The sequence below is a fragment of the Mammaliicoccus fleurettii genome (genome assembly GCF_003970575.1).
Classification (GTDB): Bacteria; Bacillota; Bacilli; order Staphylococcales; family Staphylococcaceae; genus Mammaliicoccus; species Mammaliicoccus fleurettii.
The window spans coordinates 1-22,016 of sequence record NZ_RXWZ01000015.1 but is presented as its reverse complement, the minus strand read 5'-3'; the positions used below and the strand labels follow the sequence as shown (position 1 = coordinate 22,016).

The window sequence follows — 22,016 nt, the reverse complement described above, 5'->3', positions numbered from 1 at the left end:
GACTTTATTCATTGTCTTTATTTTCTTCGTCTTGTGTATCTACGAAAGTTGAAATAGCATGTTTGTAAATTAGATTTTCTTTCCCTTGAATATCTAAAAGTACAACATTATCGTCAAAGTTGACAATTTTGCCTTTCATTTGAAATCCATTCAGTAAAAAGACTGTTAATTCAGTACCATCTGATTTGAATTTCTCCAACAATACTTCTTGAATATTTTCTTTCTCTGCCATATGACTTTCCCCTTCACTTGGATAATTGGATTACGTTGTCTGCGATTTCTGATAAAGACTGTTTATCCCGTTGAAACCAAGTAACATTCATTTTATTTTTAAACCATGTCATTTGACGTTTGGCATATCTACGTGAATTTTGCTTGATTTGTTCTTTTGAAGTTTCTATATCTATTTCTCCCTTTACAACAGGTATTAATTCTTTGTATCCAATTGCTTGCATACTTTGAGAATTTTCATACCCTTTCTCAACAAGATTAGACACTTCTCTTAATAATCCTCGCTGCAACATCATGTCTACACGCATATTAATTCTTTCATATAATATTTCGCGCGACATTTCTATCCCAATTAATATTGTACTATATTTTCCAGAAAATGTCTGGCTTTTCTTTCGTTCACTTAAAGTTTTTTTTGTTTTTAAGTAATATTCAATTGACCTTTCAACTCTTTTGCGATTGTTTGGATGCACTGTTGACGCAGTTTCTGGATCAATTTGATAAAGATAGTCATGCAATTCATTATTTTTGAAATTAGATAATTTATTTAATTTATTATTTATAATTTCCATTTTTTCAGAACTTATTTCTTCTTCTTCAAGCTGATAATCATATAATACTGACTGAACATATAGCCCAGTTCCACCAACTAATATAGGTAACTTACCTCTATTATGAATATCCTCAACTACTTTTGTAAAATCTTGTTTAAACTTGTAGACAGAATAAGGTTCATCGGGTTCATAAACATCAATTAAATGATGGACTACACCCTCTTTTTCTTCTTCTGTAACTTTGGCAGTACCAATGTCCAAGCCTTTATATATTTGAAAAGCATCACCATTTATAATTTCACCATTTAAAGCTTTAGCCAATCTAATACTTAATTCAGTTTTCCCTACAGCTGTTGGTCCAACTATTGCAATTAATGGTTTATCATTCATTTGAAGATTCCTCTTTTTCTAATTGTTTAATTTGTAAATTCAACCAATTATATAAATGTTCATAAACGGCGTATTGATTCGTTTCAAATAAAACTTCATGACGTTTATTCTTATATAGTTGCACTGTGACATGTTTAACACCTGAACGTTTATAAATAGATGCTAATTGTTTAATACCTTGTCCAAAACCACCAAAATGATCTTCTTTACCTGATACAAGTAATATAGGCATATTTTTATTTTGCACCTTTATGAAATTTGATTTTTTAGTTTGGACTGTAGCTCTAACTGTCTCTAAAAGGATTTTGTGTGATACTGGAAATCCTGCAAATTTATCTTGCTCATATAGTTCACGGTTCTCATCACTTTGACTAATCCAATTATTATCTTTGTTTAAATCTTTATGTTGACGGTTAGTAGTTTTGAATGCAATATTGTTAATAAATTTAGACTTAGTACGACTTCCCAAAAATAAATTCACTACTTTTAGAGCGTATAAGTTCATTTTGCCGCGTAAATTCGAATAAACTACAGTACCAGATAAGATTAATATATCAACATCATCTGGGTAATCATGTACGAATTTTCTTGCAATTAGTGAACCCATTGAATGACCTAGTAATATATAAGGTAAATCAGGATTCAATTCATTTTTAAATGTATCTCTTATTTCTTTAGTATCATCAACTAAATCTTGTAATGAATTGAAATGACCTCTCGTTGATTCTTCAATGTTAATACCATGTCCACGATGATTATGACGAATAACATGATAGCCTCTTTTACATAAATACTCAACTATAGCGTCATATCTATCTTTATGCTCAGCTACACCGTGCAATATATGTATAATGCCTATAGGTTTTTCATCTGTTTTATCTATGGTAACTTCTAACGTCTGTTCTGTTGACAGAGTAATTCTATGATTAAAACGTCTCAAAGACATACGCCTCCCTTTTGAATCATTATATCAAATTCTATACTGCTTAAAAATATATTACCTGCTTTCTCTGATAAATAAAAAAGCTGAGACAATTAAATGTCTCAGCCTCATTTTTTTATGCGCATGCTTTTCCCGCAGGAGTCAGCGCAAAAAAATACCAAATATTAACAAATTATTTTATGATTGCTGGTTGATCGTTTGGATTAACCGCTTCTTTAATAGCTTGTTCTAATTCATCTTTATATAAACGTTTACTGTCATTATCATAATTTAATACTTTTGCCATTACTTCAACAATAGCATCTTTATGTTCTAATACGTAACTAATATCAAAGTATAAACGTCCTGAACGACGTACTAAGAAGTCTGTTGGTTTATGAACCATTTCTTTTTGAATACTATAAATCACTTCTGCGTATACTTCGATTGGCAAGTTTACATCCGCAACTTGTGTAGCGTGAGCAATTTCAAATACTTCGTCAACGTTTGAACCATATTTTCTAGCTAAATAACGTGCAGCATCTTCAGAAAGGTTGTAGTTTTTAGCTTCTTTAACTTTGCTTTCTACAAATGATTCATAATTTTTACTACCACCAACGTTACCACCAGAAATGTAAGTTTCTTTAGTGTTACAAGGTTTAAATGTTAATTTGTAATCTTCTTTAAGACGTTTACTTAATAAGTCAACAATGTCTTGAGCCATGTGACGGTAACCTGTTAATTTACCACCTGCAATTGTAAGTAATCCTGAGTCACCTTCCCATATTTCATCTTTACGAGATATTTCTGAAGGATCTTTACCTTTTTCAAAGATTAATGGTCTTACACCAGCCCATGTAGATTCTATATCTTTATCTTCAACTTTAACTGTTGGGAACATATAGTGAATCGCATCTATTAAATATTGACGGTCTTCTTCTGTAACTTTAGGTGATGATTTATCATTGTCATATATTGTATCAGTTGTACCAACATATGCTTTTCCGTCTCTAGGAATAGCAAAAATCATTCTGCCATCATTTTCAGTATCAAAGTAAACAGCTTGTTGTAATGGGAATTTACTTTGGTCGATGACAATATGAACACCTTTAGTTAATCTAAGTTGTTTATTGTTTGTTGAGTAATCTTTCCCTCTTACTTCATCTACCCATGGACCTGCTGCATTAATAACTCTTTTACCTTTAATTTCAAAAATTTCATTCTGTAATAAGTCAGTAGCTTCTATACCAGCAACTTTGTTCTTTTTGTTGTATAAAAATTTGTTTGATTTTGCATAGTTAATAATATCAGCACCGAATTCACGTGCACGTTTCATAACTTCAATTGTTAAACGAGCGTCGTCTGTACGGTATTCAACATAATAGCCACCCGCTTTTAAGCCATCTTGCTTAACTAGAGGTTCTTTGTTAATAGTTTCATCTCTATTTAACATTGTACGACGTTCTGATTTTTTAACTCCTGCTAAGAAATCATATACTTTTAAGCCGATAGAAGTTGTGAAAGGTCCCATACTTCCACCTTTATGCAATGGTAATAACATCCATTCTGGTGTTGTTACATGTGGTCCATTTTCATAAACAATTGCTCTTTCTTTTCCTGTTTCAGCAACTACGCCTACTTGGAATTGTTTTAAATAACGTAATCCACCGTGGACTAGTTTAGTACTTCTTGAACTTGTACCTTGAGCAAAGTCTTGCATTTCTACTAATGCTACTTTCATTCCACGTTGAGATGCATCTAATGCAATACCTGCACCAGTAATACCTCCACCTATAACGACTACATCATATTCTGTATTCTTAAGTTGATCTTTAACCTGGTTGCGGTTTAACGCTGATAATTGTTGCATAATCATTTCCTCCTATAAAATGTAAAAAAATGAGAGACTCATCCCTACAATAAATTGTACGAACAAAGCCTCTCACGTCTCTACGGAATATTAACTTACCTTAATGATAACACAACTTAATCTAATTTAAAAGCTTGAGTGGCTTTTACTGCAGTTTTCCAACCTTTGTAAAGTTTTTCTCTTTCTTCTTCTTCAAGTTCAGGTTTGAATTCTGTTTCTAATTTCCATCTTTGTTGTATTTCATCTTTTGATTTCCAGAAACCTACCGCTAATCCAGCTAAGTAAGCAGCACCTAGTGCAGTAGTTTCATTTACTTCAGGTCTTTCAACCGGTGTGTTTACAATATCTGCTTGGAATTGCATTAAGAAATTATTCTTAACTGCTCCGCCATCAACTCTTAATGTCTCAACATTAATACCAGAGTCTTTTTCCATTGCTTCTAACACATCTCTTGTTTGATAACATAATGACTCTAATGTTGCTCTAATGAAGTGTTCTTTTTCAGTACCACGTGTTAATCCGAAAATGGCACCCCTAGCATCAGCATCCCAATATGGTGTACCTAAACCAACGAATGCTGGTACAACATAAACGCCTTCAGTAGATTTAACACGTTTTGCGTATTCTTCTGAAGCTGGAGCAGATTTAATCATTCTTAATCCGTCTCTTAACCATTGGATTGCAGATCCAGATACAAAGATACTACCTTCAAGTGCATAGTTTACTTTTCCATCTAAACCATATGCTAATGTTGTAAGTAATCCACTATCAGATTTCACTGCTTTTTCACCTGTGTTCATTAACATGAAACCACCAGTACCATAAGTGTTCTTAACATCTCCACTTTCGAAACAAGCTTGGCCAAATAATGCAGCTTGTTGGTCACCAGCTACTCCAGCAATCGCAATTTTTTCACCGAAGAAATGATGTTCTTGTGTATAACCATAAACTTCACTTGATGGTTTAACTTCAGGTAACATTGATTTTGGAACATCAAGATATTCTAATAATTCTTCATCCCATTTTAAGTCGTAAATATTATACATCAATGTTCTACTTGCATTTGAATAGTCTGTTACATGCGTTTCTCCAGTAAATTTCCAAATTAGCCATGTATCAATTGTACCGAATAGTAAATCACCGTTTTCAGCTTTTTCTCTAGCACCTTCAACATTATCTAGAATCCATTTTACTTTTGTACCTGAGAAGTAAGGATCTAATAACAAACCTGTTTTCTCTTTAAATATTGGTTCTAAATCTCTAGATTTCAAATCTGCACATATGTCTTGTGTTTGTCTAGATTGCCAAACAATTGCATGGTATACAGGACGACCAGTATTTTTATCCCAAACAACTGCTGTTTCCCTTTGGTTAGTAATTCCGATACCTTCAATTTGGTTAGGACTAACGTTATTTTCATTCAACACACTAGAAATAACTGCTAGAACAGATGTCCAAATTTCGTTTGCATCATGTTCAACCCAACCGCCTTTTGGAAAGTATTGCTTAAATTCACGTTGGCTAACAAATTTGATAGTTCCCTCTTTATCAAATAGTATAGCTCTTGAACTTGTTGTACCTTGGTCAATTGATAAAATGTATTTTTCCATATTAAACACTCCTATAAATTTGTTTGTTACAGAATTTCAGAAACTTCACCTTTTAGTAACGCTTTATTCAATACAATACCGAATAATACGACAACAACTGTAAAGATGAGTGAGAAAATAACTAAACCATTAACAACCCCGTTAAATAAAATGTTGTACAATGCTGCACCAAGCATACCACCAGCAATAGGTCCTAAAATTGGAACAACTGCATATTTCCAGTTTGAACTTCCTTTACCTGGAATTGGTAATAACATATGCATAATACGTGGACCAATGTCACGAGCTGGGTTAATTGCATAACCAGTCGCACCACCTAAACTTAAACCAATCGCTACGATTAATAAACCTACGATAAGTGGATTTAAACCGTCAGTAAATTTATTAGCTCCTATAAACAATAATCCCATAACTAAGATCATAGTTCCAATAATCTCACTTAAGAAGTTGGCAACATAGTTTGGATATGAAGGTCCAGTAGAGAATACTGCTAATTTCGCACCTTGATCTTCAGTTTTTTTCCAATGTGGTAAATATGTAGCCCATACAAGTGCTGCACCAATCATGGCACCGATCATTTGAGCAATGATGAATGGAACAACTTTAGACCATGGGAATGATCCGTCAATTGCAAACCCAAGTGTTACTGCAGGATTTAAATGTGCTCCCGAAACATTACCAGCTGCATAAACACCTAGCATAACAGCAAGCCCCCAACCTAACGAAATAACGATCCAATCTGCACCTTTACCCAACGCACCTTTAAGGTTAACGTTAGCACATACACCGCCACCAAATAATATCAAAATGGCTGTACCAATTACTTCCGCTAAAAATTCACTCATATTAAACACCCTCCTAATATTTTTCGTGCTAATACATAAAAATCCCTCTACGAACTTACAACTATACCTATTATTCGCATAATTAATTATACAAATTTATCGCATAGTTTTTTTGTCATAGAGGGTCTCATTTACTCATCTCATATATTAACTTAATTAGAAGTATAATACTATATGAAAACGTTGTCAAATCAATTTACCAAATTGATGTATCACTAGACGTGATATATTGGGCACCGCTTTCAATAGCAAGTTCAATTTCTTGTTCCGTATTTATTAATCCACCAGCAATTATACGTTTACCTGTTTGGTCACTGATTTCTTTAATTACTTTAGTTGCAACACCTGGCAGAACTTCTACTAAGTCTGGATCCGACTGTTTAATCAATTCAATGCTTCTACTCAAGGCGGTACTATCTAAGATAAACACTCGTAATATCGTTAAAGTATTTAACTTTTTCGCACGTCTTATAATTTTTGATTTAGTTGAAATAATGCCATGTGGTTTATATTGTTGTATAACATATTCAACAGCAGCTTCATCATTAGATAAACCTTTTATAAGATCTATATGCAACATAACTTCTTTATCATGTTTTTTTATTTGTTCTAAAATCCCTTGCAAATGACCTATATGAGTATCTAATAATACGCAACGATCATAGTCCATCTTAAAGAATTTTTCCATATCTTTCATAGATCGAATAGCCGGTAATATATGTTTATTCATCTTATCCTCCTACATGACTCTTTTAAATAATTTTTCTAACTCATAAGTTGTTAATTCAATAATAATTGGTCTACCATGTGGACAAGTAAATGGATCAGTTGTATCTCTTAATTCATCAATCAAATGACTCATCTCATGATTTCTTAAGTAGTGATTAGCTTTAATTGATTTTTTACAACTCATCATAATGGCCGCATCTTCACGCAATTTTTTAATATCTACTTTTTCATGTTTTAATACATAATCAATCATATCTTTAATGATTTCTTCTGCTTCAATATGTGGCAACCAAACTGGATATTCACTAACCATATAATCATGATGTCCAATTGGTTCTAAGAATATGCCCGCTTCTTCTAAAGGATGCAAATATTTTTCAATAATCATATGTTCGTCTCTTGAAAAGTTAAATGTTAATGGCAACAATAAACTTTGAGTTTCATTCGTTACTTCCCCAATTTTCTCTTTAAAGAATTCATATTTTATACGTTCTTGAGCGGCGTGTTGGTCAATCATAAACATTCCTGTATCATTTTGAGCAATAATATATGTTCCATGTACTTGACCAACTACCTCCATATAAGGAACTCGCGGTGTATTTGATTTAGTCTCTTCATTTTGTCTTTGTTCATCATTGTCATTTGTATTTTCTATATCAACAGCGTGTTCGTATTCGTTATTATTAATCTCTGTTTTTTCAATATCAGCTTGCTCATCCTCATGTTGAATGTACGAATGTTCTGTGTTTGTATCTATATCTTCATTTATAAATGAATGGTTATCTTTTTTATCTTTAAATTGCCATTGCTGTGAGTTAGTACTATTCGTTGAATTTTGTTTGTAATTATTTTCAAACGTTTTATTGAATTCATTTGTTTCATCTATCGTGTCATTATCAATTTGACTTTGTTGTTTCACTTGTTCCTGACTACGTTTAGCTTCAAAATCTAACTTCTGCTGTTCAAAAATCTCTTTTTGTGATTTTTTAGGCTTATGGTTATCTAAAGAAGTGCCTGGTATTAGAGACATTCCTCTAAAGGCTTCTTTAATTTTGTTATTAATTAAATCATAAAGTAATTGTTCTTTTGAAAGTCTTACTTCTAGTTTAGTCGGATGTACGTTTACATCTACTAATATAGGATCCATTTCAATATTAATATAGACAATAGGATATCTGCCGATTGGTAAAAGTGTATGATAACCTTCGATGATAGCTTTATTTAGAACAAAATTCTTAATGTATCTACCATTAATAAAAATAGAAATATAATGTCTATTACTTCTCGTATGTTCAGGTTTGCAGACGTAACCTTTCATTACATAATCATCTGTTTCACCTTTGATTTCCACTAAATCTTTAGCTATTTTCATGCCATAAATTTCTGCCATCACTTCGTTCGTTTTACCAGATCCATTAGTTGACAGCACTGTTTTATCATCAGATACGAGATTAAATGAAATATTCGGATGGCTCATCGCCATTCTATTTACGATATCTGTAATCTTACCTAATTCTGTATATAGACTTTTAACATATTTCAACCTTGCTGGCGTATTATAAAATAAATCTTTCACAAGTATGTCTGTACCTTTTTTAGCTTTTGCCGGTTGTTGTTTAATAATTTCACCGTTTTCAACTTGTACTTCATGTCCAAGCATACCATCAGTACATGTCTTCATAGTCACTCTACTTACAGATGAAATACTCGCTAATGCTTCACCTCTAAAGCCTAAAGTACGTATGTGAAATAGGTCATAGTCATTATTTATTTTGCTTGTTGCGTGTCTTCCAAATGCTTTATTAATGTCTTCTTCTTCTATACCAGTTCCATTATCTACAACTCTAATTGATTGTATGCCTGATTCCTTTATAGTTATATCTATTTGAGTTGCTTGTGCATCTACTGCATTTTCCAATAATTCTTTCACGACAGAAGCAGGTCTTTCTACAACTTCTCCAGCGGCAATTTTATTGGCTAAAGATAATTCAAGCTCTTTAATTTTTCCCAATGCACTCACACTTTCTATTTAAGTTGATTTTGTAATTCTTGAATTTTTGTTAATGCTTCTATAGGCGTTATATTCATCAAATCTATTGATTTAATTTTCTTCTCGATTTCAGACGGGCTATGTTCTTCAAACAATTGGAATGCAGGTTGGTCAAATTTTTCAACTTTACGTTCTACTTTTGTATGAGATTCTAATTCCTGAAGAATAGTATGTGCTCTTTCTATAATTTCATCAGGCAAATCAGTTAATTTTGCAACATGTATACCATAACTTTGGTCAACCGCGCCTTCTTTAACTTTATGCAAGAAAATGAGTTCTCCTTGGTATTCTTGTGCTGCAACGTGAATATTTTTAAGTCCAGATAAAGTTTCATCAAGATGTGTAAGTTCATGATAGTGTGTAGAAAATAATGTCTTTGCCTTTGTATGATGATGTACATACTCAATCATAGATTGCGCTAATGCCAATCCATCAAATGTTGATGTACCTCTACCAATTTCATCAAAAATAATTAAACTGTCTTCTGTTGCACCAACCATTGCTTTTTCCGCTTCTAACATTTCAACCATAAATGTACTTTTACCTGATACTAAATCATCTGCAGCACCAATTCTTGTAAATATTTGATCAAATATAGGTAATTGCGCGTAATCTGCAGGTACATATGCACCCATTTGAGCCATAATGCTTATAATCGCAATTTGTCGCATATAAGTACTTTTACCAGACATATTTGGGCCAGTTATTAAGTATATAAACCCTTCTTGATCTAAATAGCAGTCATTAGGCACATAATCATTATGATCCATTACTCTCTCAACAACTGGATGACGAGATGATTTTAATGATAAAGTTTTGTCTTCACTAAATATTGGTCTTGTGTAACGATTTTTTTGTGCTATTTCAGCAAAACTTTGTAGACAATCTATCTCTGATAACAATTTCGCTTGTGTTTGTAATTGTTCAGTAAATGCCTTAACTTTCTGTCTTAATTCAAGGAATAACTGATATTCTAATGCTATCGCTTTATCCTCTGCACCTAAAATAATAGATTCTTTTTCTTTAAGTTCTTCCGTAATAAATCTTTCAGCATTTGATAATGTCTGTTTACGTTGATAACCGAGTGCATCAGTATCTATGTTATTTAAATTAGCTCTAGTAATTTCTATATAATATCCGAAAACTTTATTAAAGCTTACTTTTAATGATTTCACACCGGTTCTTTCTCTTTCTTTCAACTGTAACTCTGCAATCCATTGTTTACCATTTGTAGATGCTTCTTTATATTGATCAAGTGTTTCATGGTATCCTTTTTTAAATATTCCACCTTCTTTTACTGAGATTGGCGGATCTTCAACTAAGCTTTCTTCAAGTAAATGTTCTAAATCTCTTAACGGTTTAAGCTCTTTAAATCTTTCAATTGAATTTGAATCTAGTCTTTCTATAATTTCCTTAATATACGGAATTTGTTTTATTGAATAATTTAATTGAATTAAGTCTTTAGCATTCACATTACCATAACTTACTCTTCCAACTAGTCTTTCTATATCATATACCATATTCAAGTAACTTCTTAACTCATCACGTTCAATAAATCCGTTGACCAATAGTTCAACAGCATCTAATCTTTGTTCAATATCTCGTTGTTTAATTAATGGTCTATCAATCCATTGTTTTAATCTTCTTGCTCCCATTGGCGTTTTTGTATCATCCATTAACCATAAAAGTGTTCCTTTTTTTGATTTAAGTCTAATACTTTCAGTTAATTCAAGATTTCTTTTAGCATAAAAATCCATTTTCATATAATCTAGTGCTCTATACACCACAACTTCTTCTATATGAGGCATATCTCTTTTACCATTATCATGGATATAATTTAATAAATAATTTAATGATTTCTTTTGAGCTTGAGAAGTATTAGTTACAACTTCGTAATCACGTTCATCATAACTATCTACAACAGTGATTGTTTCAGTTATAAGTTGAATTTGTTTATACAAATTATTTGGCAAAATTTTATTCACTATAATTTCATTCGGATGAATCGTTGTAATTTCGTTAATCAAAGTTGTTTCATCAATGAATGAAGTTACCTTTAACTCTCCTGTCGTTACATCACAATAACTTAAATGAAACTCCCCATCTTCTTTAATAAAACTTAAAATATAATTATTAGCTTTTTCATCCATTCCTTTTTGGTCCATAACAGTACCCGGTGTAATTACTTGTACAACTTCTCTACGAACCATACCTTTAGTTTGAGTCGGATCTTCCATTTGCTCACAAATTGCTACTTTATAACCTTTAGATATTAATTTTTCTATATATCCTGAAGCAGAATGATAAGGTACACCACACATAGGAATTGGATCTTTTTTAGCATCTCTTCTAGTTAAAGTAATTTCTAAAACTCTAGATGCTTCAACTGCATCATCATAGAACATTTCATAAAAGTCACCTAATCTAAAAAATAATAATGTATCTTGGTATTGTGATTTTATCTTTAAATATTGAGCCATCATTGGCGTTGGTTTAGACATCTATTTTCACGTTCCTTTTTTTAACTTTCGATTTATCTATTTTATCAAAATTTCTAACAATAAACGAGTAAAAAAAAATCATTAGCCTACGCATTGGCAGACTAATGATTATGTTTATTAATGTGAACAACTGCTCGTATTTGGTGCATTATTCACTGCAGCACCTGTTTCACCAGTAAGCTGATTCCCACCTGTTGATTCAATAATTTCATTTGTAACAGTATGACTAATTGAATGAGACACCATTTGTAACAGTTCATTTACTTCTACTTGAGCTTCTTTAAATTCACTTACTATTGGCATTTCATCTAATTCTTTTTCTATATTTTCTATTTTAGCTTCAACCATTGCTAATGCTTTTTCTTTACCATAGTTTTGGAAATTGACAGCTTGTTTTTGTAATGATTTTAAACTTGCCATTTTTTCTCTTACAGTTTGATTCTCATGTATTTGAGCTTCAGCGCGTTTAAAGAAATCTACTTCTTCTGTTTCAGACATCATTTTACCTAATTTTCTTGCTTGATCAAGAATACCTTCTTTTGTATACATTTAATGTACCACCTTTTCTTTAGATACAATCTCTATAAATTCACCATTTAATGAATATTGCTTAGCTTCAGTTATTTTAACTTTTACTATTTTTCCTATTACATCTTTTGAACCTTTAAAGTTAACTAATTTATTTTTTTCAGTATATCCAGCTAATACTTCATCATCTCTTTTACTAGAACCTTCGCATAATACATATACTTCTTGTCCTTCGTATGGTTTCAATGATTTAGCTGTATACTCTCCAACCACTTTATTTAATCTTTGAAGTCTTGCTTTTTTCTCTTTGTCAGGAACATTATCCTTCATTTTAGCTGCTGGCGTACCTTCTCTAGGTGAATATACATACGTATATGCATGTTCAAATCCAACTTCATGATAAAGTTTAATCGTTTCCAAAAATTGTTCTTCTGTCTCATTAGGATAGCCAACAATGATGTCAGTTGTCAATGCAACATCTGGTATTGCTGCTCTAATCTTTTGAACTAGCTCAAGATAACTTTCACGAGTATATTTACGACCCATAATTTTTAGTACTTGATTATTACCAGATTGAACAGGTAAATGTATGTGAGGTACGATATTTCCACCATTTTTAATCACTTCAATTAATCGATCATCAAAATCCCATGGATGACTCGTTGTAAAGCGAACTCTTGGTATGTCAATTTTAGTCATATCATTTAATAAATCACCTAGACCATAATTTAATCCTTCAATATCTTTACCATATGCATTTACATTTTGACCTAATAGACATATTTCTTGATAACCTTGTCGTGCTAAATCTCTAACTTCAGCAATAATTTCTTCTGGCATACGACTTCTTTCTTTACCACGTGTGAATGGTACGATGCAATACGTACAGAACTTATCACATCCATACATTATATTTACCCATGCTTTTATTCTACCATTTCTAACTTTAGGTAAATTTTCAATAACATCTCCTTCTTTTGACCACACTTCAACTACCATTGCTTTAGACATATACGCTTCTTCTAAAATTTCTGGCAATCTATGAATATTATGTGTACCGAAAATCATATCAACATTTTGGTATGATTTGAGAATTTTATTTACAACTGATTCTTCTTGAGACATACATCCACATACACCAATTAAACAGTCTGGTCTTTCTTGTTTAAGATGCTTTAAATTACCAATCTCACTAAATACTTTGTTTTCAGCATTTTCTCTTATTGCACAAGTATTAAGTAAAATCACATCTGCATCATCAACAGAATGAGTTGGTGCATATCCTAACGCTTGGAATATTCCCGCCATAACTTCTGTATCATGTTCATTCATTTGACAACCATAAGTTCTAATATAGAATTTACGACCTTTCCCCATCCCTCTATGTCGCTCATCTATTTTAAAATCATCATGATATTCAATTTGTGATTTACCTCTTTGTTTAGCTTCCTTTAAGTTTGGAGGTTGATAAACATGTTCGAAGTATTTGCTATAATCTTTTTCTAAATTAGGTTCTGTCTTCGCATTAGCACCATGTTTTCTTTGCTCTTCATTCAATGTCAAAACCCTTTCTGCCCATATATTTACATCTTTATATTATATTAGAGTTCAACACAAAGTGCAAAAAAGTTTAAATATTTTCACAGTTAACATTTATTCAAGATTAATCCAAAATCTTTTTGTAATTTCGTTGTCATCTGATATAAAAGGTTCTGCTTCAACACCATTGTTATGAATAATAACCTTTTGACTTGCTAAATTATTTTTATCACATGTTATGAGCGCTTTTTCAACTGATTCTTCACGTAATTCTATCAGTGCATACTCTAACAATTTTGTTGCATACCCTTTACCTCTTTCACTTTTTCTTACCCCATAACCAACATGTCCACCTTTATTTTCCAAGAATTCATTTAGTGCATATCTAATATTTACAGCACCTACAATATGCTGATTATCTATTAAGACAAATGTTTTTGCTTTTACAAAGTCTTTGTTAATTGGATTAATTGCTTCTTTTTGCATCATTAACATGTCTTTGAATCCACCATGGTGTTTTACATCAGTTGACCATGGAACCACACTTTCTTCATTTTCATACCATTCACTTATATACTCTGTAAACATGCTTTCGATATCTGTATTTATTTCTCTAAATTCCATAAATTCACCTCTTTAATGCAGTTCTTTAATTTGTTCTTCGTCATTCGCATTTAGCATATGATAATAAATGCCTTGTTGCTCTATTAAAGCTTGTTGTGTACCTGATTCAATAAGTTCTCCGTTTGCCAATACAAATACTAAATCTGCTTTTTTAACAGTATTCAACCTATGGGCAATAATAATACTCGTTCTACCGATCATTAAAGTTTCTAAAGCTTCTTGAATTTTTATTTCTGTCACTGTATCTATACTACTTGTCGCTTCATCTAACAGTAAGATTTTAGGGTCTTGTAACAAACATCTTGCTATTGATACAAGTTGTCTTTCCCCTTGTGACAATGAGCCGGATTCCCCTTTTAAAACAGTTTCATAACCACTCTCAAGCTCTTTAATAAATTCGTGTGCATTTGCTTTTTTAGAAGCCTCAATTACTTGTTCATAAGTTGCGTTTGGTGTGCCATACATAATATTATCTTTTATCGTTCCATCGAATAAATATGGGTCTTGTAACACAACACCTATTTCTTTCCTTAAAGACTTTCGCGTCATTTTATTGATTGGAATATCATCTATAAGAATTTTTCCACTTTGTACATCATAATAATGTAATATAAGTTGAACAATTGTTGTTTTACCAGCTCCAGTAGCACCAACTAATGCTACCGATTCACCATTATTTATTTTAAAGGACAAGTCTTTGATTGTTGGATTTTTTTGAGTCTTATCATACTTGAATACAACATTTTCGAATTCAATAGTACCTTTTATATCTTCGTAATCTGATGCATCGTCTTCATCTTTTTCAACTGGTTCATTCATAATATCAAATACACGTTCAGCACCGGCAATAGCTGATAATACAGTATTAAATTGGTTTGCTAAATCTGATAAAGGTCGTGTGAATTGTCTCGCATATTCTGCAAAAATAACTATAACACCGACTGTTACCCCAGCTGCATTATTTAAAGCTAAAATACCACCAATTCCTGCTACGATAGCAAAACTTAAATTATTTAAGTAGTTCATTACTTTTGGTATCATGCCACCAATTGTTGTTGACCAGAAACTATATTCTTTTACATTTCTTGCTTTTTCATTGAATGTTTCCATTACATATTTTTCTTGAGAAAATGCTTTAACCACTGTTTGACCGTTCACAATTTCTTCAATATAGCCATTCATAATACCGAGTTGTTTTTGCCTTAAAGCATATAATACACTCGTACGTGCTGTAATCCAGCTTAAACTCACGAACATGATTGGAATGATCGTCATAGTTAATAGTGTGAGTAACGGACTTAAATAGAGCATTATTGAAAGTGTACCTATTAATGTCACTACACTAGAAGTAAATTGAATGAACGATGAATTTAAAACTTGTGATACATTTTCAATATCATTTTGCATTCGACTCATTAATTCGCCATGTTGCTTCTTATCATAATATGATACTGGCAACTTTTGAAAATGTTTAAAAAGTTGATCTCTTAATAAATAGACTGTACGTTGTGCAATGCTCACCATCATAAATGATCCAATATATGAAGTTATGGATAATGATACATAAACAATCAGTATGATTACAATATATTGAGGGAGACCACTTAAATCTTTAGGTATAACTTTTGTATCGATTATACGACCGATTAAAAATGGTCCAATTAGACTCAATATTGAAGCACATACAATCATAAATATTACGATTATCAATTGAATTCGCTTTTCATCAATTAAATTCCAAATATTAAGTAATGTTCCTTTAGTATCACGTGCTCTTTTTTTCTTTTTCGGATTCTTTTTTGAAAAATCTGCAGCTTTGAAAACAGGCTGATGACCATAAGGTTGTTTTATACTCATGATGAACTCACCGCACTTTCTTGACTATTGGCGATTTCTTTATAAAGTCTTGATGTTGCTAATAGAGACTCATGTGTATCTATTGCTTCAATCCGTCCATCTACAAGTAACATAATTCGATCAGCGGTCTTAGCTGTTGAAATCTTTTGAGTCACTATTAACTTCGTTGTATCTTCATCTTCTAATGCATCCCATAAAGCCGATTCTGTCTTAATGTCTAATGCTGAAGTAGAATCATCTAAGATTAATAACCCCGGCTTTCTTACGAGAGCTCTAGCGATTGACAGTCTTTGTTTTTGACCACCTGATAAAGTTACACCTTGCTGACCAATTAAAGTGTCATACTGATTATCAAAACGCTCAATAGATTGATGAATTTGTGCTTTTTCAGATGACATTTCTAATTCTTCTATTTCTGCAGACGGATCTCCAAACTGCAAATTCTCATATATTGTTCCTGAAAATAAAAGTGCTTTTTGAGGTACATAACCAATAGCATCTCTTAAAGCTTCTATATCCCAGTCATTCACATTTTTGTTATTTAATAATATTTCGCCAGATGTTGCTTTGTACATTTTAGGTATTAAACTTAATAATGTTGACTTGCCTGAACCAGTAGCACCCATAATCGCAAAAGTTTCTTTAGGTTTAACATCAAAACTAATATTTTCTAATACAGGATTATGTGCATTTGGATATGTAAATGAAACATCTTTAAATGAAATACTATAAGCATAATTTGAAGAATGGTTTACTTCGTCATTTATCACTCGTTCATCTGATTCTGTAATTAGCACTTCTTCAATGCGGTCACTTGAAGCTTTCATTCTACTTAATGTCATAATTAAAAATGCTAACATACCAAAGCCACCTTGCATTCTCATTCCATAATTTAAAATGGCAACGAGCTTACCTATTTCTAATGTAGATTGATTTACCATATCTGAACCAAACCAAATAACAGCTAAAATACTACCATTTATAATCAGTAATAATGATGGATTGATAAGTTCCATAAGTCTTAATGCATATGTATAATTGTGTCTAATATCTTTAATTTTTTCTTTAAACTGACTTGTTTCCTGTTCACTCGTTTGACTTGCTTTAATCAATCTAACTGCTTCCAAATTTTGTTGGAAAAATCTATTCATTTCATCAAACTTTCTTTGAATTTTAGTGAATAGTTTAGATCCCGTTCGAGCAATTATAAAAATAATTATAAAAATAATTGGTGTACCTATAACTAAGTAAATCGCTAACCTAGGTTCAACAACAAAGCTCATTATTATACTACCAATAATCATCAATGGTGCTCTTAACATAATTCTAATTGACATATAAACTGCTTGATCACAATTGTTTACATCACTTGTTAATCTAGTGATTAAGCTAGACGTTTTAAATTTTTCTAAGGTTGCTAAAGAAAAAGTTTGTATCTTGCTAAATTGGGCAGTCCTTAAATCATAAGCAAATGCTTGACTGACATGACCTGCTACGAAGCTATTCCACACACCAGAAACTAGTGCAGCTAAACCTGTTACAAGCATAATTGCTAAATATAAATAAACGTGATTTAAATCATCCTTCAAAATACCGTTATCTATAATTTCAGATATAAAAATTGGTTGAACTAATTCTACTGCTAGCTCTACTAACATTAATATTAAACCTAATGCGAATAGCCATTTATACGGTTTAATAAATTTAAGTACTGTCTTCAATTTGCTCGTCCCCTTTATTTCATAAAACGAAATATTTCTATAACATTCTCCTTTTTATTTTAACTTCTACTTAACTTTAATTATGATTCATTTTCATACAATTAAAAATAATATTAAAAAAAGTGGTTTATTCTTTATATTTTTCTGTTAAAGATTCCATAGTTATACCTTCTGGAACATGATAAAACTTTATTTGAGAAATAATACTTTCACATTCAAGTTCAGCCATTCTTTCATTTATTTGCTCTATTAAAATCAAACAAGCATTCATTTCTCCTTCAATTGTCGTTTCTAAAGGATGAACTTCATATTTCAATCCAGATTGGTCGATTACTTTAATTGCCTCATCAACTAATAGTATAACTTCTGTTTCATTATGTTTGGGAATAATTTGAATGCTCATTAACGTATTTGTCATTTTATGTTCTCCCTTCAATTTAGAAAAAAAGCCCATAGATAAATCTATGAGCTTAAAGTGTGACTATTATACAATTATTTAAATTGAGAAACAAGTTCATCAAATTGATTTTTTTCAAGTTTTAATGATTTTTTAACAAGAGGTTCTTCATCAAATTGCTCTATTTGAGATTCATATGATGGTGTTTCTTTATCTTGATAAATAATACCTGTAATCATAGATTCTGTATCAAGCACTGTTTGCATAGCTTGAGCTTTATTTGAATTATCGTAATCTTCAATATCAGCAAGTTTCGTTAAATTCTCTTTAAACCAATCATACGTGTTAATTTTGTTGTATGTCACACATGGTGAGAATACATTAACAAAAGAAAATCCTTTATGATTAATCGCTTCTTCAATGATATTTGTTAATTCTTTAATATCACTTGAGAAACTTTGTGCTACAAAAGTCGCACCTGATGAAATAGCAAGTTCTAAAGGCGCTACATTTTGTTCAATGTTTCCTTTCGGAGTTGATTTAGTAACAAAACCCTTTGCAGAACTTGGCGATGTTTGTCCTTTAGTTAATCCATAAATTTGATTATCCATTACAATATAAGTCATATCCATGTTTCTTCTTAAGGCATGAATCGTATGGCCCATACCGATTGCAAAGCCATCACCATCTCCTCCAGATGCTATAACTGTTAGGTCTTTATTAGCCATTTTAACGCCTTGAGCTAACGGTAATGAACGACCGTGTATAGAATGGACACCATATGAATTTACATATCCACTTAATCGTCCAGAACAACCGATACCTGTAATAAGTGCAACTTCTTCTGGTTCTAGCCCTACATTAGCTGCAGCCTTTTGAATTGCGGCTTGTACTGAGAAATCTCCACATCCTGGGCACCAGTTTGGTTTAACATTATTTCTAAAATCTTTGAATGTTGCCAATTATATCAACTCCTTCAAATTGCTTACTATTTCTAATGCTTTATCTTCAATTTCATGTGGTAAGAATGGTGTACCATCATATTTTGTTTGGTTTATGATTTTATTTTGATGATTTATATTCATTTTAATAATATTAGATAGTTGACCTTGATAATTATGTTCAGCTACTACTACTTTTTTAGCTTTATTGAATGCTTCTTGTACAACGTCTGAAGGAAATGGATGTAATTGTCTTATTTGAATATGATTTACTTTAGCGCCTTGATGATCCAATCTAGAAATCGCCTCATCAATTGCTCCAGCAGTTGATATAAATCCTACATAAAGAATATCCGCTTCATCATATTTTTCATTTGATTCAACTGGCTCATCGATTAGCAATTGAGCAGTTTTTCGCATACGTTTATCCATTTGCTTTTGTCTATTTTCAGCACTTTCAGAAGGCTTACCTTCTTCATTATGTTCTACACCTGTAACATGGTGGATTCCACCTTTAGTTCCAGGTAATACACGAGGTGAAACACCTGAATCAGTTAATGCATAACGCTTAAAGTATGCTTTATCTTCTTGTGCTTCTAAATCACCTTCAACTAATGCTCCACGACGAATTTCAACTTTATCATAATCTAAAGATTCAACTGTTTGTTTACCTAATGACAATTGTAAATCTGATAATAAAATTACTGGACATTGATATTCTTCAGCTAAGTTAAATGCTTCTATCGTTAAATAGAATGCATCACTTGCACTTGTTGGCGCTAACACAATTTTAGGAATATCACCATGTGTACCATAAATCATTTGCATTAAATCAGACTGTTCTTGTTTAGTTGGTAAACCTGTTGATGGACCACCACGTTGTGTATTAACTATAACAAGTGGTGTTTCAGTCATACCTGATAAACCAATAGATTCCATCATCAATGATAATCCTGGTCCTGCTGATGATGTAAATGAACGTACGCCAGCATAGTTAGAACCAATCGCCATAGTACATGCTGCAATTTCATCTTCAGTTTGGATAACAGCACCACCTAAAGCAGGTAAGCGATCTATCATGTATTCCATAATTTCAGAAGCTGGTGTAATTGGATAAGCTGCCATAAATCTAACACCTGCTGCAACTGCACCTAAACCAATTGCATCATTACCTATCATGAATAAATGACCTTCTGAATCAATACGTTCTAATGTATGTTCGCTATTTAAACTTTCCATTTCTTCTTTCATTAAGCGATAGCCTTCATTTAAAGCTTGTATATTTAAATCTACAACACTCTCGCCTTTTTTACCGAACAAATCTTTAATTAATGATTCAAATACTTTTGTATCTAAATTCATAACTGCACATGTTGCACCTACAGCAACCATATTTTTCATTAAAGCAGTTCCTAGTTCTTTAGCTACACCTGTAAACGGAAGACTTACTAATTGAGCTTTACTATCTTCAGGATTTTGTGGTTTAGCTTTTTCATCAGCAATTATTATACTTCCTTCAAGCATTTCACCATAATTTACATCTATTGTTTCTTGGTCGAATGCAATCAATATATCTAAATCGTCACTTATAGCTCTAACTGGCTTCGACGATACTCTAATTTTATTGTTCGTATGACCGCCTTTAATTCTACTTGAAAAATGACGGTATCCGTATAAATAATATCCTTGGCGGTTCATAGCAGTTGCAAAAATTTCACCTGTTGATTCAATTCCTTCACCTTGCTGTCCGCCAACTTTCCATGAAATTTGTGATTTCATTTTATGGCCTCCCCATGTAATATCTCAATTTATATCATAACAAAAAAAGCCCTTTAATCCTATGAAATTAAAGGGCTTTAGTAAAAATCAGTCTAATGGACGATACTATTCAAATGGATGATCATCGTTAATTAAAACTCTTTGAATTTTTTTAGCCTTACCTTCTGCATTGAGATCAATAATTACACCAGACAATACTTTTCTACCTTCATCTGGCAAATTATGACGTTGTGGCAAGCTTGTTATAAATCTTTCTATAACTTCTTCTTTTTTAATGCCAAGAACACCATCATAGTATCCTGTCATTCCTACGTCCGTAATATATGCTGTACCACCATTTAACACGCGCTCATCAGAAGTTTGAATGTGTGTATGTGTTCCAACCATAGCACTCACTCGCCCATTCAAATACCAACCCATTGCATTCTTTTCAGACGTTGTTTCAGCGTGAAAGTCTACAAATATATATGGTGTTATTTTCGATGCTTGTTCAATTAGTTCATCTGCTTTTTTAAATGGGCAATCTATTGCTGGCATGAATGAACGGCCTTGTAAATTAATAATTGCAATATCTTTATCATTTACTTTAATAATTCTCATACCTATTCCAGGTGCTTCTTCAGGAAAATTTGCAGGTCGTACCATTCTGTTAGCTTGACCTATAAAATCGTATATTTCCCTTTGACCATATGTATGGTTTCCCATTGTTAAAAAGTCAGCACCCATACGTAATATTTCTTTATATAATTTTTCTGTTAATCCTTTGCCGTGAGCAGCATTTTCTGCATTCACAATGGTTAAAGTTGGTTTATAACTTGCTTTAATTTTTGGTAAATAATTTTCTAATTGCTCTCTTCCTAATTTACCTACAATATCACCTATAAATAAAATTCTCAATATTGACATCCTCTCTATACACTATATATTC

At 31.9% G+C, this 22,016-nt stretch carries 18 protein-coding genes; all 18 read right to left on the bottom strand.

The window, feature by feature from the left end; translation table 11 throughout:
• Positions 1-4: 4 nt before the first annotated feature.
• Positions 5-232 (bottom strand): RNA chaperone Hfq, encoded by a 228-nt coding sequence (hfq, locus tag CD129_RS00780; protein ID WP_078356293.1) that lies wholly within the window; start codon positions 230-232, stop codon positions 5-7.
• 13 nt (positions 233-245) lie between these two features.
• Positions 246-1,175, bottom strand: coding sequence for a tRNA (adenosine(37)-N6)-dimethylallyltransferase MiaA (gene miaA, locus CD129_RS00775; protein ID WP_078356292.1), 930 nt, complete (start codon positions 1,173-1,175; stop codon positions 246-248).
• Positions 1,168-2,115 carry an alpha/beta hydrolase gene (locus tag CD129_RS00770; RefSeq protein ID WP_160149114.1) on the bottom strand — a complete coding sequence of 316 codons (948 nt, stop codon included), beginning with the start codon at positions 2,113-2,115 and terminating at the stop codon, positions 1,168-1,170. Before CD129_RS00770 ends, miaA begins: the two co-directional genes overlap by 8 nt.
• Positions 2,116-2,290: 175 nt before the next feature.
• Complete coding sequence (locus CD129_RS00765; RefSeq protein WP_078356290.1) at positions 2,291-3,967, bottom strand: glycerol-3-phosphate dehydrogenase/oxidase; 1,677 nt, start codon at positions 3,965-3,967, stop codon at positions 2,291-2,293.
• A gap of 116 nt (positions 3,968-4,083) precedes the next feature.
• Entirely contained in the window at positions 4,084-5,577 is a 1,494-nt protein-coding gene (gene glpK, locus CD129_RS00760; RefSeq protein WP_078356289.1) for a glycerol kinase GlpK, read from the bottom strand.
• Between the two features lie 26 nt (positions 5,578-5,603).
• A complete protein-coding gene (locus CD129_RS00755; RefSeq protein WP_078356288.1) occupies positions 5,604-6,422 on the bottom strand; it encodes an MIP/aquaporin family protein in 819 nt (272 codons plus the stop codon).
• A gap of 196 nt (positions 6,423-6,618) precedes the next feature.
• Positions 6,619-7,152, bottom strand: coding sequence for a glycerol-3-phosphate responsive antiterminator (locus tag CD129_RS00750; protein ID WP_078356287.1), 534 nt, complete (start codon positions 7,150-7,152; stop codon positions 6,619-6,621).
• 9 nt (positions 7,153-7,161) lie between these two features.
• On the bottom strand, positions 7,162-9,162 hold the full coding sequence (gene mutL, locus CD129_RS00745; protein ID WP_115337504.1) for a DNA mismatch repair endonuclease MutL: 2,001 nt from the start codon (positions 9,160-9,162) through the stop codon (positions 7,162-7,164).
• Positions 9,163-9,176: 14 nt separating this feature from the next.
• Entirely contained in the window at positions 9,177-11,702 is a 2,526-nt protein-coding gene (gene mutS, locus CD129_RS00740; RefSeq protein ID WP_115337505.1) for a DNA mismatch repair protein MutS, read from the bottom strand.
• A 117-nt stretch (positions 11,703-11,819) separates the two neighbouring features.
• Positions 11,820-12,251 (bottom strand): YlbF/YmcA family competence regulator, encoded by a 432-nt coding sequence (locus tag CD129_RS00735; protein WP_115337506.1) that lies wholly within the window; start codon positions 12,249-12,251, stop codon positions 11,820-11,822.
• Positions 12,252-13,787 (bottom strand): tRNA (N6-isopentenyl adenosine(37)-C2)-methylthiotransferase MiaB, encoded by a 1,536-nt coding sequence (gene miaB, locus CD129_RS00730; RefSeq protein ID WP_107510019.1) that lies wholly within the window; start codon positions 13,785-13,787, stop codon positions 12,252-12,254.
• A gap of 96 nt (positions 13,788-13,883) precedes the next feature.
• Positions 13,884-14,393, bottom strand: a complete 510-nt coding sequence (locus tag CD129_RS00725; RefSeq protein ID WP_115337507.1) for a GNAT family N-acetyltransferase — start codon at positions 14,391-14,393, stop codon at positions 13,884-13,886.
• A 12-nt stretch (positions 14,394-14,405) separates the two neighbouring features.
• Positions 14,406-16,250 (bottom strand): ABC transporter ATP-binding protein, encoded by a 1,845-nt coding sequence (locus CD129_RS00720; protein WP_115337508.1) that lies wholly within the window; start codon positions 16,248-16,250, stop codon positions 14,406-14,408.
• The gene (locus tag CD129_RS00715) at positions 16,247-17,971 is read right to left on the bottom strand and encodes an ABC transporter ATP-binding protein (RefSeq protein ID WP_107510022.1); all 1,725 of its coding nucleotides are present in this window, start codon (positions 17,969-17,971) and stop codon (positions 16,247-16,249) included. The genes CD129_RS00720 and CD129_RS00715 overlap by 4 nt, the downstream gene beginning before the upstream one ends.
• A gap of 127 nt (positions 17,972-18,098) precedes the next feature.
• Positions 18,099-18,389 (bottom strand): thiamine-binding protein, encoded by a 291-nt coding sequence (locus CD129_RS00710; protein WP_115337509.1) that lies wholly within the window; start codon positions 18,387-18,389, stop codon positions 18,099-18,101.
• Between the two features lie 74 nt (positions 18,390-18,463).
• The gene (locus CD129_RS00705; protein WP_107510023.1) at positions 18,464-19,330 is read right to left on the bottom strand and encodes a 2-oxoacid:ferredoxin oxidoreductase subunit beta; all 867 of its coding nucleotides are present in this window, start codon (positions 19,328-19,330) and stop codon (positions 18,464-18,466) included.
• Positions 19,331-21,088, bottom strand: a complete 1,758-nt coding sequence (locus CD129_RS00700) for a 2-oxoacid:acceptor oxidoreductase subunit alpha (RefSeq protein ID WP_115337510.1) — start codon at positions 21,086-21,088, stop codon at positions 19,331-19,333.
• Between the two features lie 105 nt (positions 21,089-21,193).
• A complete protein-coding gene (locus CD129_RS00695; protein ID WP_115337511.1) occupies positions 21,194-21,985 on the bottom strand; it encodes a TIGR00282 family metallophosphoesterase in 792 nt (263 codons plus the stop codon).
• Positions 21,986-22,016 lie beyond the last annotated feature (31 nt).